General features: G+C 74.1%; 15 protein-coding genes. 4 read left to right on the top strand and 11 right to left on the bottom strand.

Going from position 1 to position 15,311, the window contains the following annotated elements; translation table 11 throughout:
- Positions 1-3: 3 nt before the first annotated feature.
- Positions 4-1,707, bottom strand: a complete 1,704-nt coding sequence (locus tag WAA21_RS06090; protein WP_336921875.1) for a Wzz/FepE/Etk N-terminal domain-containing protein — start codon at positions 1,705-1,707, stop codon at positions 4-6.
- A 255-nt stretch (positions 1,708-1,962) separates the two neighbouring features.
- Between WAA21_RS06090 and WAA21_RS06085 the strand changes: the two genes are divergently transcribed.
- Positions 1,963-3,540 (top strand): hypothetical protein, encoded by a 1,578-nt coding sequence (locus WAA21_RS06085; protein WP_336921874.1) that lies wholly within the window; start codon positions 1,963-1,965, stop codon positions 3,538-3,540.
- A gap of 29 nt (positions 3,541-3,569) precedes the next feature.
- Here the strand turns inward: WAA21_RS06085 and WAA21_RS06080 are convergent, their stop codons facing one another.
- The 9 genes from WAA21_RS06080 to rfbF all read right to left on the bottom strand — a co-directional run bounded on the left by WAA21_RS06080 (position 3,570) and on the right by rfbF (position 12,720).
- Positions 3,570-4,814: a sulfate adenylyltransferase subunit 1 gene (locus WAA21_RS06080; RefSeq protein WP_336921915.1), complete on the bottom strand. Its 1,245-nt coding sequence runs from the start codon at positions 4,812-4,814 to the stop codon at positions 3,570-3,572.
- Positions 4,815-4,884: 70 nt separating this feature from the next.
- The gene (gene cysD, locus WAA21_RS06075) at positions 4,885-5,796 is read right to left on the bottom strand and encodes a sulfate adenylyltransferase subunit CysD (RefSeq protein ID WP_336921873.1); all 912 of its coding nucleotides are present in this window, start codon (positions 5,794-5,796) and stop codon (positions 4,885-4,887) included.
- Positions 5,793-6,545, bottom strand: coding sequence for a 3'(2'),5'-bisphosphate nucleotidase CysQ (locus WAA21_RS06070; RefSeq protein ID WP_336921872.1), 753 nt, complete (start codon positions 6,543-6,545; stop codon positions 5,793-5,795). The genes cysD and WAA21_RS06070 overlap by 4 nt, the downstream gene beginning before the upstream one ends.
- A 157-nt stretch (positions 6,546-6,702) precedes the next feature.
- Positions 6,703-7,737 carry an acyltransferase gene (locus WAA21_RS06065; RefSeq protein WP_336921871.1) on the bottom strand — a complete coding sequence of 345 codons (1,035 nt, stop codon included), beginning with the start codon at positions 7,735-7,737 and terminating at the stop codon, positions 6,703-6,705.
- Positions 7,738-7,768: 31 nt separating this feature from the next.
- Positions 7,769-8,149, bottom strand: a complete 381-nt coding sequence (locus WAA21_RS06060; RefSeq protein WP_336921914.1) for a MerR family transcriptional regulator — start codon at positions 8,147-8,149, stop codon at positions 7,769-7,771.
- Between the two features lie 19 nt (positions 8,150-8,168).
- On the bottom strand, positions 8,169-9,512 hold the full coding sequence (locus WAA21_RS06055) for a UDP-glucose dehydrogenase family protein (protein WP_336921870.1): 1,344 nt from the start codon (positions 9,510-9,512) through the stop codon (positions 8,169-8,171).
- A 1-nt stretch (position 9,513) separates the two neighbouring features.
- Positions 9,514-10,641 carry an NAD-dependent epimerase/dehydratase family protein gene (locus WAA21_RS06050; RefSeq protein WP_336921869.1) on the bottom strand — a complete coding sequence of 376 codons (1,128 nt, stop codon included), beginning with the start codon at positions 10,639-10,641 and terminating at the stop codon, positions 9,514-9,516.
- Entirely contained in the window at positions 10,638-11,942 is a 1,305-nt protein-coding gene (locus WAA21_RS06045; RefSeq protein ID WP_336921868.1) for an NAD(P)H-dependent oxidoreductase, read from the bottom strand. The genes WAA21_RS06050 and WAA21_RS06045 overlap by 4 nt, the downstream gene beginning before the upstream one ends.
- 4 nt (positions 11,943-11,946) lie before the next feature.
- A complete protein-coding gene (rfbF, locus tag WAA21_RS06040; RefSeq protein ID WP_336921867.1) occupies positions 11,947-12,720 on the bottom strand; it encodes a glucose-1-phosphate cytidylyltransferase in 774 nt (257 codons plus the stop codon).
- A 120-nt stretch (positions 12,721-12,840) separates the two neighbouring features.
- Between rfbF and WAA21_RS06035 the strand changes: the two genes are divergently transcribed.
- Complete coding sequence (locus tag WAA21_RS06035) at positions 12,841-13,389, top strand: dTDP-4-dehydrorhamnose 3,5-epimerase family protein (protein ID WP_336921866.1); 549 nt, start codon at positions 12,841-12,843, stop codon at positions 13,387-13,389.
- Between the two features lie 57 nt (positions 13,390-13,446).
- Here the strand turns inward: WAA21_RS06035 and WAA21_RS06030 are convergent, their stop codons facing one another.
- Positions 13,447-13,911, bottom strand: coding sequence for a hypothetical protein (locus WAA21_RS06030; RefSeq protein ID WP_336921865.1), 465 nt, complete (start codon positions 13,909-13,911; stop codon positions 13,447-13,449).
- A 177-nt stretch (positions 13,912-14,088) separates the two neighbouring features.
- Here WAA21_RS06030 and WAA21_RS06025 point away from each other — a divergent pair, with 177 nt between their 5' ends.
- On the top strand, positions 14,089-14,355 hold the full coding sequence (locus WAA21_RS06025; RefSeq protein WP_336921864.1) for a PqqD family protein: 267 nt from the start codon (positions 14,089-14,091) through the stop codon (positions 14,353-14,355).
- The gene (locus WAA21_RS06020) at positions 14,352-15,197 is read left to right on the top strand and encodes a hypothetical protein (RefSeq protein ID WP_336921863.1); all 846 of its coding nucleotides are present in this window, start codon (positions 14,352-14,354) and stop codon (positions 15,195-15,197) included. The genes WAA21_RS06025 and WAA21_RS06020 overlap by 4 nt, the downstream gene beginning before the upstream one ends.
- Positions 15,198-15,311 lie beyond the last annotated feature (114 nt).

The following is a 15,311-nucleotide window of genomic DNA, read 5'->3' as shown; positions in this document are numbered from 1 at the left end:
CCCTCAGCCCGCAGAGGACCCGCTGGGCACCGACGAGCTGTCGGAGGCCGCCCGGCGACGGCCCGGCACGGCCCCGTGCCCCGTGCCGCGGAGGTCGGGGTCGACCACGAGCACGCCGAGGGCGGGCGCGCCGGCGCGCTGGACGTGCGCGACCGCGAGGTCGAGGTCGTCGCGGACGGTGGCCCCGAGCGTCACGAGCAGGAGCGAGGCGTCGACGCCCACGGGGGCGATGTCGAGCTCGCGGCCCACGCGGCAGGGAGCACCCGACACGACGACCACGTCGGCGTCGCGACCGAGGACCTCCAGCAGGCGGCCCATCTCCGAGCTGCCGAGGGCGGCGAGGTCCGCCTCCTCCCGGCCGGCGGAGACGATGCGCAGCGAGCCCGAGCCCGGCACCTCGACGTCGACGAGGACGTCGACGAGCAGGACCTCGCCGAGGAGCACGTCGGACAGGCCGCGACGACGGGTGGGGTCGAGCACGGCCGGGCCGTGGTTGCGGAGGTCGGCGTCCACGAGCACGACCGAGCGGCCGCAGCGCGCCAGGGCCACCGCGAGCGCGGGCGCCGCGCTCTGCGGCTCCCGCGGCGAGGTGACGAGGACCCGGTTGCGCCCGGAGCCCTCGACGGCCTGCGCGAGCCACAGCGCCGGGGCGAGGAACGAGTCGACCGTCCGGCCGGTGAGCGGGGGCAGCGACATCCCGTCGACGGTGAGGGCCGCGGGGTCGGGACGGCCGACCGCGGGGCCGACGGTGTCGAGCGGGCCGGCGACGGCCGCGACGTCCCGGGCGCTGCGCAGCCGGCGGTCGAGCGCGGTGAGGAGCAGCGCGAGGCCGACCCCGAGCGCGAGGCCGAGGATGCCGGCGAGCGCGACGACCTGCGCCGCGCCGGGCGAGGAGGGAGCCGCCGGCGGCTCGGCGGCGGACACGATGGCGACCCCGCCGTTGGCGGCCTGCGCGACCTGGCGGTACTCCTCCAGGCGGGTGGTGGCCAGGCCGAGCTGCGAGGCGGTGTCCGAGTACTGCCCCTGCAGGGCGTTGAGGAACGACGTGTTCGGCTGGATGACGTCCGAGGGCTCCAGCACCGTGCCGACGCGAGCGGCGGCGTCGCGGGCGATCGTGATGCGGGCGATCTCCCCGTTGACCCGCTCCGTCTCCTCGTCGATCTGCGCCTGCAGCTCCTCCAGCCGGGCCTGCAGCCGCTCGACCTGTCCCTCGGTCTGCTGGGCGCGGGCCGTCGCCTCCTCCACGACGGCGGCGTCCCTGCGCTCGTCGTAGGCGACGGCGTAGGTGTTGGCCGCCCGTGCGGCGCCCTCGGCGCTGCTCGACACCACGGTGATGGTGGCCACCTGGCTCTCCGGCACCCCCTCGACGAGCACCTGGATGACGTCGAACTCCCCGGCCAGGCGCTGCGCGACGTCGTTGGCGAGCTGCGAGGACTGCAGGTACTGCACCTGCGTGGCGAGGAGCGTGTTGGCCTCGGCCGAGCTCATGCCGTCGGCGGAGGGCAGGTTGCCGGACGACACCCGCACCTCGGCGCTGGCCTCGTAGGTCCGGCTGGACTGCGCGGTGACGACGAGGGCGACGGCGACGGTCACGACGACCACGCCGAGCACCACGACGGCCCGGTGCCAGACCCCGCGGGCGAGGTGCCCGAGCGAGGGCTCGACGGCGCGAGGGTCGTCGTCCAGTCGAGGGTGCGCGACGGCCATGTACTGGTCCCCATCCGAGAGCGGTGCCGACCGCCGACGCGGTCCGTGAGACGGGCTCGAGCGGACTCGGCGTCGACGCCCGGCGGTCGATCCAAGTACAGCACAGGCTCCGGCGCCCGGTCCCCGCATTCCGGCGAAGTCGGTCCCGGCGCGACCGTAACCTTGTGCGGGGCGGGACGATCGTCGCGCGTGCAGGAGGACAGCCATGACCACCGCCGGCCGCGCGCGCCGTGACGACCGGGACGGGGACACCCCGTGACGCCCGGTGGGGAGGACCGCCTCCGGCTCCCCGACGTCGAGCCGACGGAGGAGCCCGAGGAGGGTGGTCGGCACCTCGACCGCCGGCACGTGCTCGCCGCCGGCGCAGCGGCCCTCGTCGTCGGTGGCGGTGCCGTCGCGCTCCTCGCGCGTCCCGGCGCCGAGGGCCCGGCCGCCGCGCCGACGCCCTCCGGGCCCGCGCAGGCGCTGCCGAGCAACGTCTCCGACCCGTCCGGGCCCGACGCGACCGCCGAGCTGCAGGCCCTCCTGGACTCCGGCGACGCCGAGGTCGTCGTCCCGGCCGGCACCCACGTCATCTCCGGCACGCTCGTGGTGCCGTGGACGGTGTCCCGGCTGACCCTGCCGGCCGGCGCGGTGCTGCACATGGTCGGCGACGAGATCGCGCTGCGTCGCTCCGGCGAGGTCGAGGAGCGCGTGCGGGCCGTCGGGCGCGCCGACCGCGGGGACGACACCGTCGAGCTCGACACCGAGGGTCTCGCGGTCGGCGACTGGGTCTACCTGTGCTCGGACGACTGGGTGAAGGTCGGCAAGAGCAAGATGGGCATGCTCCGCCGGGTCGAGGAGGTCGGCGACGGCACCGTCGTCGTCGACAAGCCGCTCGTGCGGACCCTCGTCGACGCGCCGCGGGCGCACCGCGTGGGCCTCGCGCCCGCGCTCACCCTCGACGGCGCCGGCGCGGTGGAGAACGCCGACCCCGTGGCGACCTACTCCAACCTCGTCCGGCTCGACTTCGTCCTCGACCCCGTCGTGCGGGGGATCGAGCTGCGGGACTGCGGCGCCGCCGCGCTGCGGACCTTCGGCACGGTCGGCGGCGAGGTCGACTGCTACATCCACGACTGCGTCGACGACCAGGAGAACGACCACTACGGCTACGGCGTGAGCTGCACGTCGGCCAGCCGGGACCTGCGGGTCACGGGCACCATCGAGCGCGTCCGCCACGCCTTCACCACCGACCACGGCTACGGCGCCCCCCTTCCCACCATGCAGCAGACGGGAGAGCCCGAGGACATCTACGTGGCACCGGTCGTGCGCGACACCACCTCCACGGGCATCGACACCCACGAGCCGGGGCACGGCATCACGATCGTCCCGGACGTGACGGGCTGCGGGACGATGAAGTGGGGCGGGGTCAACATCCGCGCCAACGACGTGGTCGTGCGCGGCGGGGCGGTGCTGGACTCCAACGAGTGGGGGATCCTCGTGCAGGAGAGCGCCAGCGGGACCGTCCTGGAGGACGTCGAGATCCGGGGCGTCGGGGGCCGCGGGATCCACTGCAAGTCCGACACGACGATCCGGGGCGTGCGCCTCACCGACTTCGGCGAGTCCTACGGCATCGAGATCATCGAGGGCGTGGCGGTCGACATGGCCGACACGACGGTCGACGGCGGCGGCGAGCTGGGCGCCCGGGCGATCGTGCTGGCCGGGACCGGGTCGACCCTGCGGGGCACGGTCGTCGGCTGCGGCATCGGCGTCCTGCGCCTCCCCACGGAGAGCGGGAACGACGTCGACCTGGAGTTCCAGGACGTCGCCCGCGAGGACGTCACGCCCACCTGAGCGGCGGCGGGCCGGCCGCCTCCGGCCGGCTACACCACCATCCCGGCGGCCACCGTCCGGTTCGTCGCCTCGTCGATGAGCACGAAGCCGCCGGTGCTCCGGTTGCGCCGGTACTCGTCGGCGAGCAGCGGCAGCGTGGTCCGCAGCCGCACGCGGCCGATCTCATTGAGCCCCAGCTGCGTGGCGCCCTCGTTGCGGTGCAGCGTGTTGACGTCGAGCTGGTACTGCAGCTCCTTGACCAGCGCACGGACCGTCCGCGTCGTGTGCTTGAGGGCGTACTTGCGGCCCGGCTGCAGGGTGGCCTGCTCGTCCATCCAGCAGACCATCGCCTCGACGTCCTGCCGCGGCGTCGGGGCGTTCCTCGGCCGGCACAGCATGTCGCCGCGCGACACGTCGAGCTCGTCGGACAGGCGGATCGTCACCGACATCGGGGGGAAGGCCTCCTCGACCGGCCCGTCCGCGGTGTCGATGGCCGCGATCGTCGTCGTGAACCCCGACGGCAGGACCATCACCTCGTCACCCGGCTTGAAGACGCCGCCGCTCACCTGCCCCGCGTACCCGCGGTAGTCCAGGTGCGTCCCGGACTGCGGGCGGATGACCGTCTGCACGGCGAAGCGCGCGTCGATGAGGTTGCGGTCGCTGGCCACGTGGACGTTCTCCAGGTGGTGCAGCAGCGACGAGCCCTGGTACCACGGCATGTTGTCCGAGCGGTGCACGACGTTGTCGCCCTGCAGCGCCGACATGGGGATGACCGCGAGGTCCGGCACCTGCAGCTTCGCCGCGAAGTCGGTGAACTCCTGCTGGATGGCGTCGAAGACCCCCTGGTCGTACCCGACGAGGTCCATCTTGTTGACGCACAGCACGAGGTGCGGCACCTGCAGCAGCGTGGCGAGGAAGGCGTGCCGGCGGCTCTGCTCGACGAGGCCCTTGCGGGCGTCGACGAGGATGAGCGCGAGGTCGGCCGTCGAGGCGCCCGTCACCATGTTGCGGGTGTACTGGATGTGGCCGGGCGTGTCGGCGATGATGAACTTGCGCCTGGGCGAGGCGAAGTAGCGGTAGGCCACGTCGATGGTGATGCCCTGCTCGCGCTCGGCGCGCAGGCCGTCGGTCAGCAGCGCGAGGTTGACGTACTCGTCGCCCCGGTCGCGGCTGGCGCGCTCCACCGACTCGATCTGGTCCTCGAAGACCGTCTTGGTGTCGTAGAGCAGGCGCCCGATGAGCGTGCTCTTGCCGTCGTCGACGGAGCCCGCGGTGGCGAAGCGCAGCAGGTCCATGTCCATGCCGGCGACGTGCGCCGCCGCAGCCGTCGTGCTCGTCGTGCTCGTCGTGCTCGTCGTGCTCATGTCAGAAGTACCCCTCGCGCTTGCGGTCCTCCATGGCGGCCTCGCTGAACTTGTCGTCGCCCCGGGTGGCGCCGCGCTCCGTGATCCGCGTGACCGCCACCTCCTCGACGACCTTCTCGACCGTGTCCGCGTCGCTGCGGACGGCGGCGGTGAGGCTGGCGTCGCCGACGGTGCGGTAGCGGACGCGCTCGGTCCGCACCTCCTCCCCCGGTCGGGGCCGGCACACCTCGTGGACGCCGAACAGCATCCCGTTGCGCTCGAACACCTCGCGCTCGTGCGCGTAGTAGATGGACGGCAGCTCGATGCCCTCGCGGGCGATGAACTGCCAGATGTCCAGCTCGGTCCAGTTGGACAGCGGGAACACGCGGATGCTCTCGCCGGTGTGGATCCGCCCGTTGTAGAGGTTCCACAGCTCGGGCCGCTGGTTCTTGGGGTCCCACTGCCCGAACTCGTCGCGGAAGGAGAAGATCCGCTCCTTGGCCCGCGCCTTGTCCTCGTCGCGCCGGGCGCCGCCGAAGATCGCGGTGAAGCGGTACTTCTCCAGGGCGTCGAGCAGGACCGGCGTCTGGATGCGGTTGCGGGTGCCGTCCGGCGGCTCGGTGACCGTGCCGTTGTCGATGGCCTCCTGCACGCTCGCGACGAGCAGGTTGACCCCGAGCTCCGCGGCGCGGCGGTCCCGGAAGTCGAGCACCTCGGCGAAGTTGTGGCCCGTGTCGACGTGCATGACCGGGAAGGGGATCCTGCCCGGGTGGAACGCCTTCTCGGCGAGCCTCAGCATGACGATGGAGTCCTTGCCGCCGGAGAAGAGCAGGACGGGCCGCTCCAGCTCCGCGCAGACCTCGCGCATGATGAAGATCGCCTCGGCCTCGAGGGCCTGCAGCTGGGACAGCCGGTACTGGCGCGGGGCGGTCATGGCGCGGTGCTCACCTCGTCGAGCTGGAGTCGGATGGCGTCGAGGACCCGGTCGGCGACCTGCGGGTGGCAGACGACGAGGTCCGGCAGGTACGGGTCGGGCTGGTTGTAGCGCAGCGGGGAGCCGTCGACCCGGCTCGTGTGCAGGCCGGCCGCCCGGGCGACCGCCACGGGCGCCGCCGAGTCCCACTCGTACTGCCCGCCGGCGTGCACGTAGGCGTCGGTCTCCCCGCGCAGCACGGACATCGCCTTGACCCCGGCGGAGCCCATGGCCACGAGCTCCGCGTCGAGGGCGTCGGCGAGCCGCTGGACGAAGGCGGGCGGGCGGGACCGGCTCACGGCCAGCCGCAGCCGGTCCCCCGGCGGCACCAGGTCCGTCTCGTCCCGCGTGCTGTGGACGACGTCGGCCGCGGGCTGCGTGACGGCGCCGGCGACGAGCTCGCCGTCGGCCCACAGCGCGACGTGCACCGCCCAGTCCTCGCGCGGGCGCTCGGAGAACTCCCTCGTGCCGTCGAGCGGGTCGATGATCCACACCCGGTCGGCGCCGAGCCGGGAGGGGTCGTCGGCGGCCTCCTCGCTCAGGACGGCGTCGCCCGGCCGGTGCTCGGCGAGCAGCCGGGCGAGCACCTCCTGGGCCGCCCGGTCGCCCTCCGCCTTGAGCGCCGTCCCCTCGAGGTCGCTGGAGCGCACCTCGAGCAGGCGTCCGCCCGCCGCGGCGGCGAGGGACACCGCCAGCTCGTCGTCTCGCACCGTTCGATCTCCTCCGTCGCACCCGACGGGCGCAGGCAGGTCCGGCGCCGTCACGTGCAGTCCGTCCTGCAAGAGCACGCCGGGTGGGCCGCACCCACCCGGACCCCGTGAGGCTAGCGGCTGGGCGCCGCTCGGGACGCCCTTCTGCGACACCTCGTCACACGCGTGGCCCCGCGCGGGACGGGTCGCCCCAGGGGGCGAGGAACAGCCAGCGGACGGCCGGCCGGCCGCGCTGCGCGGCGAGGACGGTGCCGACGCCGAAGGCGACGACCGCGCACGCGAGCGCCACCGCGGTCCCGTCGTCCAGGCCGGTCCGGGTGACGACCGCCGAGGCGACGAGCATCACCGGGAAGTGCGACACGTAGTACACGAGGGAGCTCTCCCCCACGTAGCGCAGCGGCGCCGCCGGCCGCGACCCGGCCGTCAGCTGCGCGAGGCGCGACAGCAGGAGGAAGCCCCCGAGGGTGGCGGGCAGCGTCCCCGGCCCGTACCCGGCGAGCGGCGCGGGCAGCACGACCTGCAGCCCGAGGAGGGCGACGCCGGCCACGAGGGTCCACGGCGAGGTCCGGAACCGCCCGCCCGCGCGCAGGACACCGGCGACGACGTGCCCCAGAAGGAAGAGGGCGAAGAGGTAGAGCAGGCGCTCGAGGTACTTCGTGTCCTCGGGAGCCAGCACCGCGCCGGTGTACGCCGCCGCCGCCACGAGCCAGGCGGGCACCGGACGCAGCGCCCAGGCGGCCACGTAGTAGGCGAGGAGGAAGAGCAGGTACCACAGGTACGTCGACCCGGCGAGGAAGGCCGCGGTGTCCTCGACGCGCGTCGTCACCACGACGAACACCCCGGTCCACACGAGGTACGGCCAGCCGATCGCCCGCAGCTTCCCGACGAGGAAGCGCCGCGAGCCCTTCGCCAGCGACGGCCCCAGGAGCATCCCCGACAGCATGACGAGGAGGGGGATGCGGAACGGGGCGACGACGTCGTTCGCGGTGTCGACCCACGCCGGCACGGGGAGCTCGCCGCGGCCCTCGACGATGACCGCGGCGTGCAGGAGGACGACGAGCGAGACCGCCACCCCGCGGACCACGTCCATCCAGTGCTCGCGCGGCGCGGGGGCCGGGGCGACGGCGGCGCCGTGGGCACCGCCTGTCCCGGACCGCTCGCGCGCTCCCGAGGAGGACCTGCCGGTGCCCACCCGGTGAACCTACCCTCACCCGAGAGTAGGTTCAGCCGCTCGCAGGAGCCCGCGCGTGGTCCTCGAGCAGGGACACGAACTCGTCCGCCATCTCCAGCGTCCGGGCCAGCCGCGCCCGCCGCTCCCGGGCGCCCGCGAGCACGTCGTCCAGCTCGCCGCGCAGCGCCGCCGCGTCCGGGCCGCTGCTGGCGGCCAGGCGGTCCACGACCTCGAGCAGGGCGCGCATCTCCTCCAGGCCGTACCCGAGCGGCTTCATGCGGCGGATGAGGAGCAGCCGCGTCAGGTCCTCCTCGGAGTACAGCCGGAACCCGCCCGGGCTGCGACGCGACGGGCTGACGAGGCCCACCTCGTCGTAGTGCCGCAGCGTGTTGAGCGACATGCCGGACCGGGCGGCGAGCTCGCCGATCTGCATCTCGCCCACGAGCCGGACCCTACCGGGACGACCGCAGGCCGATGCCCGTGTAGCGCGCGACCGAGTCCTTGGGCAGGAGCCGGCGACCGTCGACGACGACCGGCTGCTGCCCCAGGTCGCGCAGCACCGCGGGCACGCGCTCGAACTCCGCCCACCGGGTCATGAGGAGCACCGCGTCCGCCCCGTCGAGGGCCTCGGCGAGCGTCGTCGCGAACACGACGTCGTCACCGACGACCCGGGCCGCCGTGTCCTGCGCCACCGGGTCGTAGGCCGTCACGACGGCGCCGGCCCGCAGCAGCGCCGCCGTCACCGGCAGCGACGGCGACTCCCGCACGTCGTCGGTCCCGGGCTTGAAGGCCATCCCGAGCACGGTCACCCGGGTCCCGGCCAGGCTCGGCACGTGCTCGCGCAGCAGGTCGAGCACCCGCCCGGGCTGGGCGGCGTTCGTCGTGATGACGGCGTCCAGCAGCGGCATCGGGTGGCCGTGGTCCTGCCCGTAGGCGACCAGCGCCTTGACGTCCTTGGGGAAGCAGCTGCCGCCGAAGCCGCAGCCGGCGGCCAGGAAGGACAGGAACCCGGGTCGGACCCGGCTGCCGTCCGGCTGCACCGGGGAGAGCCGCTTGTCCAGGTGGACGCCCGCCATGGCGTCCACGACGTCGACCCCGACCTCGGCGCAGAGGTTCCCGATCTCGTTGGAGAACGAGATCATCGTGGCGAGCAGCGAGTTGGCCGTGTACTTGATCATCTCGGCCGTGGTCGGGTCCGTCCGCACGGTGGTGGCGTCCGCGAACGGCGCGAACAGCTCGGCCAGCGCGTCCTGGGACCGCTCGTCGATCCCGCCGAGCACGATCCGGTCCGGGCGGGTGAAGTCGACGACCGCGGCCCCCTCGGCGAGGAACTCCGGGTTCATGCCGACCCCGAAGTCCTCCCCCGCGCGCTTGCCCGACGCCTCCTCCAGCACCGGCAGGACCACGTCGACGGTGGTGCCGGGCACGACGGTGCTCTTGACGACGACCACGTGGTAGCCGTCCTTGTCGCGCAGCGCCTCGCCGATCTGCCGCGACGCCTCGCGGACGTAGCCGAGGTCGATGTGCTGGCCGTCGAACGGGGTGCCGACCGCGATCAGCGTGAGGTCGCTGCCGAGCACGGCCGCCCGCAGGTCGGTCGTGGCGCTGAGGCGGTCCCCCACGACCCGCTGGAGCTGGTCCTCGAGGCCGTCCTCGAAGATGGGCGGCACGCCGGAGTTGATCAGCTCCACCTTCTCGGCGTCCACGTCGACGCAGACCACGTGGTGGCCGGCGTCGGCGAGGCCGGCCCCGGAGACGAGGCCGACGTAACCGGTGCCGACGACGGAGACGCGCACGTCAGGACTCCTCTGCGGTCCGGTTGTCCCGGTACCAGACGAGGGCCCGTCGCAGGCCCTCGTCGATCGTCACGGTGGGCTCGTACCCGAGCTCCTCGCGGGCCTTGGCGATGACGGGGCAGCGACGGTTGGGGTTGTCGACGAGGTAGTCGGCGTCCGCGCTGGTGCGCCGGACCACCGAGCCGGTGTAGCCGATCTCGTCCCGGGCCACGGCGACCACCCGCTCGGCCAGCTCGGCCATGCTGATCTCCGGGGTCTCGGTGCCGATGTTGTACGCCTCGCCGGGGCGACCCCTCACGAGGATCTTGTAGTACCCGATCACGGCGTCGGCGACGTAGCAGAACGTCCGTGTGGGGCTGCCGTCGCTCAGCATGACGATGTCCCGGCCGGCGAGGACGTCGCCGCAGAAGTCGCTGAGGACCCGGCCGTCGGTGATCTTGAGACCGGGGCCGTAGTTGTTGAACGGGCGGGCAACGGTGACCGGGACCCCGTGCTGCTGGGCGAAGTTCACGCACAGCGTCTCGCCGTAGCGCTTGGACTCGTCGTAGCAGGCGCGCGGTCCGGTGCAGCTGACGTTGCCCCGGTAGGTCTCCGGCGTCGGGATCATGTCGGGCGTCGGGTCGCCGTAGATCTCGCTCGTGGAGTAGAAGAGGAACCCCTTCAGCGGCGACCCGGCCCGCTCCTGCGCCACGGCGTAGTCGAGCAGGCTGCGCAGCCCGTTGACGTTGGCGTCCATCGTCTCGATGGGGTGCAGCCGGTAGTACGTCGGCGACGCGATCGACGCCGCGTGGACCACGTAGTCGTAGTGGCCCAGGTCGTCCGGCAGCGGTGCCGTGATGTCGAACCTGCTGAGCGTCAGGTTCGGCCGGCCCTCCAGCGCCCGCAGCCAGTCCGGCACGCCGCGGGAGTAGTTGTCGAGGACCGTGACGTCGATCGGCGCGGTCGTGCCGCGCGCGTTGTGGTGCACGGCCGCCTGCACGAGGTAGTGCCCGAGGAAGCCCGCGCCGCCGACGATGAGCAGGCGGTGCCCGGCCAGCTCGGCGAGCTCCTCCGCCAGGCCGTCGCAGATGTGGTCGAGGTCGGCCGCGACGACCTCCGCAGCCGTCGTGCCGGTCGTGGTGGGGCTCATCGGTCGGTGCCTCCGGGGGCGAAGCGGGCGTCCTGCTCGGCGCGCAGGCGGTGGACGAGGGTGTCGGTCGGCAGGACGACGTCGTCGTAGGTGAGGACCTGGTCCTTGACCACGTCGCGGCGCAGGGTGCAGCCCTCGGCCAGCCCCATCGGGAGCAGGTTGTCGCGGCGGACGACGTCGTAGGTCTCGCACAGCCCGTACGTCATGTACCAGCCGAGGCCGTCGAGCACCTGCCCGGCCCGGCTGTCGACCTTGGCCGCGGCGACGACGTCGACGACGGGACCGGCGGCGGGGGCGATGACGGTGTCGCCGAACAGCGCCACCCGGGCCACCGACAGCGGGACCTCGAACACCGTGAGGTGGTAGGGGACGTAGAAGCTGTACAGCGGGCCCTTGCCGAGCTTGCCGTAGTCGAGGTAGTGCGCCTGGGTGCGGTCCGTCGCCTCCGCGAAGACGTACACGCCCGGGCTGGGCAGGCCGCCGACGACGTACTCGACGACGCCACCGAGCTCGCGCAGCCGGTCGAGGTCGTACATCCCCACCATGTCGTCGACCGGCCCCCGGTGCTCGAGCCCGATCATGCCGCGCTGCGCGACGGTCATCCCCGTGGCGTTGGCGACGATGGCCTGCTCGAAGGAGATCTTCGTGCCGTCGGCGAAGGACGTCACCATGTGCGGGGTCTGGCCCCACTGCTTGGCGAAGCCGGCCTGCGTCGTGGGGTTGCGGTAGCGGTCCTGCAGGCCCTTGATGTTGCCCGCGACCCGCGGGGTCAGGCCGAGCTGCTCGACGAAGCGGAGGAGGTTGAGCTGCACGCCGGGCTGGTCGCCGTCGCAGCCGGTCACCACGACGCCCGCCACGTCGGCGCGCTCCTTGAGCAGGGGACCGACGGTGGCGTCGAGCTCGGCGTTCATGAGCACGACGTGCTTGCCGGCCTCGATCGCCGCGGTCGTCACGCGCGCCCCGTACTCCACGTGTCCCGTCGCCTCGACGACGACCTCGACCGACTCGCTGCCGCACACCACGGCCGGGTCGTCGGTCACGGCGTGGCCGCCACGGCGCACGACGTCCTCCAGCTCGGCGGCCGTCGTGACGAGCGTGACGTCGTCGACGCCCGCGAGCGAGAAGGCCTGCACGGCCGCGTCCACGGTCCGGTTGCAGATGACGACGAGCTCCATGCCGGGGGTGTACCGGCACACCTGGTTGGCGATCCCCCGGCCCATGAAGCCGGCGCCGAACAGCGCGAACCGGACGGGGCGCCCCTCGGCGGCCCGCTGGCGCAGGGCGGTGTCGACGAGGATCACCGGCTCACCAGACCTTCCACGGCGCGGTGCCGCTGCTCCACAGGTCCTCCAGGACCGTGCGGTCCCGCAGGGTGTCCATCGGCTGCCAGAAGCCGTCGTGACGGTACGCGGACAGCTGACCGGCGTGCGCCAGCTCCCGCAGCGGCTCCTGCTCCCAGACCGTGTCGTCGCCGTGCACGCGGTCGATCGCCTCGGGCTCCAGCACGAAGTAGCCGCCGTTGATCCACGCGCCGACGCCGTCCGTCTTCTCGCTGAACGCGTTGACGGACGTCTCCTCCTCCGCGAGCTGCACGGCGCCGAAGCGGCCGGGCGGCTGCACGACCGTCATGGTCGCGGTGCGCCCCTGCTCGCGGTGGAAGGCGACGAGCGCGCTCACGTCGACGTCGGCGACGCCGTCGCCGTAGGTGAAGCAGAAGGTCTCGTCGCCCAGGTGGTGGCGCACGCGGGCGAGACGGCCGCCCGTCATGGTCGAGTCGCCCGTGTCGACCAGCGTCACCCGCCAGTCCTCGGCGTTGGCCTGGTGGACCTCGACCGCACCCGTCCGGAGGTCGAAGGTGACGTCGGACATGCGCAGGGAGTAGCTCGCGAACCACTCCTTGACCACGGCGCCCTTGTACCCGAGGCAGACGACGAAGTCGCTGATGCCGTGGTGGGCGTAGGTCTTGAGGATGTGCCACAGGACGGGGTACCCGCCCACCTCCACCATCGGCTTCGGCCGGACGGTGGTCTCCTCGCTCAGCCGGGTGCCGAGGCCCCCGGCGAGGATGACGGCCTTCAACGGACCTCCCAGGACTCGGCCGACGACGCGCGGGAGGACCCGGTCGCCACGACCGCCCCACCGCCGCAGGGGACACTACCGACGGCACGCCCACCGCGGCGCCACAACGACAGGAGACGCATGCAGATCACGCCCCTGGCCCTCGACGGCGCGGCACTGGTCGCCCTGGAGCCGCGGCACGACGACCGGGGCTTCTTCGCCCGGTCGTTCTGCCGCGCGGAGTTCACCGCCGCCGGGCTCGAGCCCGCGGTCGAGCAGGTGAACGTGTCCTGCAACACCGCGGCGGGCACGCTGCGCGGGCTGCACTGGCAGACCGAGCCGGCCCCGGAGGCCAAGCTCGTCCGGTGCACGCGCGGCGCGGTCGCCGACGTCGTCGTCGACGTGCGCCCGGGCTCGCCGACGTACCTGCAGCACGTGGTCGTGGAGCTGACGGCCGCCAACCGGCTCGCCGTCTACGTCCCGCCGCTGTGCGCGCACGGCTACCTCACCCTTGAGCCGGACACCGAGGTGACGTACCAGGTCAGCGCGCCCTACACCCCCGGCGCGGAGCGGGGGCTGCGCTACGACGACCCCGCGCTGGGCATCGTGTGGCCCGGACCCGTCCGGCACGTGTCGGACAAGGACCTGTCGTGGGAGGCGCTGGACGCGCCCGGGGCCGCCACGACGTGACCGGCCCGCGGTGGTGCTCCCCGCCCCGGGAGCACCACCGCGCCGGCGCGTGCGGTGTCAGTCCGCCGGGTCGGCGTCGGGACGCGAGGTGGCGGCGTACAGGGCCGCGCCGCCCACGACGAGACCGGCGCCCGCGACCGCCCACGGGGCGACCTCGGAGCCGGTGCGGGCGAGCTCCGGCGCCGCGACCGCGCTCGGGGCGGTCGTGGCCGGGGCCGACGTGGGGGTCGTGCCGCCGGGGGCCACGGACCCGCCGCTCGTGGGCGTCTCCGACGGCGCCACGGGCGGCGTCGTCCCGCTGTCGGTCGGCGTCGTCCCGCTGTCGGTCGGCGGCGTGGTCGGCGTCGTCCCCGGCGGCGGGGTCTCGACCACGCCCCCACCGGGTCCGCTCGCGGTGTCCGCGTGGGCGGCGCTCGCGCCGAGGACCGTCATGACGGGGACGGTCCAGGCGACGGCGGCGCCCGCGCGCAGCGCCGAGCGCCGGGTGTGCTCGCCGAGGGGCCGGGCGGCGTCGTCGGACATGGAGCCTCCTGCTGTCGGGTCCCCGATCATGGGGACGGCACCGAGAGTATCCACGCCAGGGGCCCCGCGGTCACGTCCACGCGGACGGTCCTCCGAACGGGTGACGTCCGGGCCGCGCACCGACGGCCGGTGACGCGCCGTGAGCGTGCGGCCGGGGCGCTCCCCTAGCCTCCTGGGGTGAGCGAGCCGTCCCCGACCGCACCGAAGCGGGTGGCCGTCGAGGTCGAGCTCGACGGTGTCGTGGCCGTGTACGCCTCCCGCACCGAGGAGGTGCTCGTGCTGAGCGAGACGGCCAGCGCGGTCTGGCGGCTGCTCGACGGTCGGCGGGACGAGCCCGCGGTGGTCGCCCGGCTCGCCGAGGACTACGGCGTCGCGGCCGAGGTCGTGGCGCCCGACGTGGCCGCCGTGCTCGCCGCGTGGCGCGACAAGGGCGTCGTGAGGTGACGTCGCCCGTCCCCGGACCGACGGGGCCGGACGGCGGGACGGGTGGGACCGACGGCGGGCTCACGGTCGTCGGTCTCGACGTGGCCACCCGGCTCCGGGTGCACGACCCGTCGGTCGGCCGCGACCTGCGGGGCCTGCTCGCGGGCCTGCTCGTGCCGGACGGCTCCCGCCCGGTCGACGACGACGTCGAGGTCGTCGGGCGGGGGCCCTACGAGGTGCGCGGGGACGGGGTCGCCACGGCGGCGGCCGCCGACGCGCCCGCGGCCGTCGGGCACTGCCTCGCCGCGCTCAACCTGCGGGCGACGTCCCTGACCCCGCACCTCGCCTGCCACAGCGCCCTGCTCGCCCGCGACGGCGCCGGGCTCGTCGTGCCCGCGGCCTCCGGCAGCGGCAAGTCGACCCTGACCGCCGCGCTCGTCGCGCGGGGCTGGCGGTACGGCAGCGACGAGGCCGTCGGGCTCACGTGGGACGACGGTGCGGTCGTCGCCTACCCGCGCCCCTTCGCCCTGTCGGCGTGGTCGGCCGCCGCGACGGGCACGACGGGCGGGGTGCCGGGCGACGGCGAGACCTACCACCTGCCGCGGGCCGGGCTGAGCACCGACGTGACCGTCCGGGACGTCGTGCTGCTGCGTCGCCGCGCGGGGGCGCCCGACCTACGCCCGCTGCACCGCGCGGTCGCCCTGCAGGAGCTCCTCCGCCGCGCCTTCACCCACCACCGGGACCCCGCGCGCGCTCTCGTGCTCTACGCCGACCTGTTGCGCGCCGCGTCGTGCTGGGAGCTGTCGCTCGGCGACCCGCTGGCCGCCGCGGACCTCCTGACCGACCGGCTGCCCTCCGGCTGAGCCGGGGCCGCGCCGGCGGGTCCGCGCTAGGGTTCGGCGACCGGGACGTCGGGCAGGCGCGTGAGGAGCAGGTCATCCACCCACGACGCAGCCGCCGCGCCGGCGCCGGCCTCG

This window comes from Aquipuribacter sp. SD81 (genome assembly GCF_037153975.1).
GTDB lineage: Bacteria > Actinomycetota > Actinomycetes > Actinomycetales > JBBAYJ01 > Aquipuribacter.
This window is presented reverse-complemented; position numbering and strand designations above follow the sequence as displayed.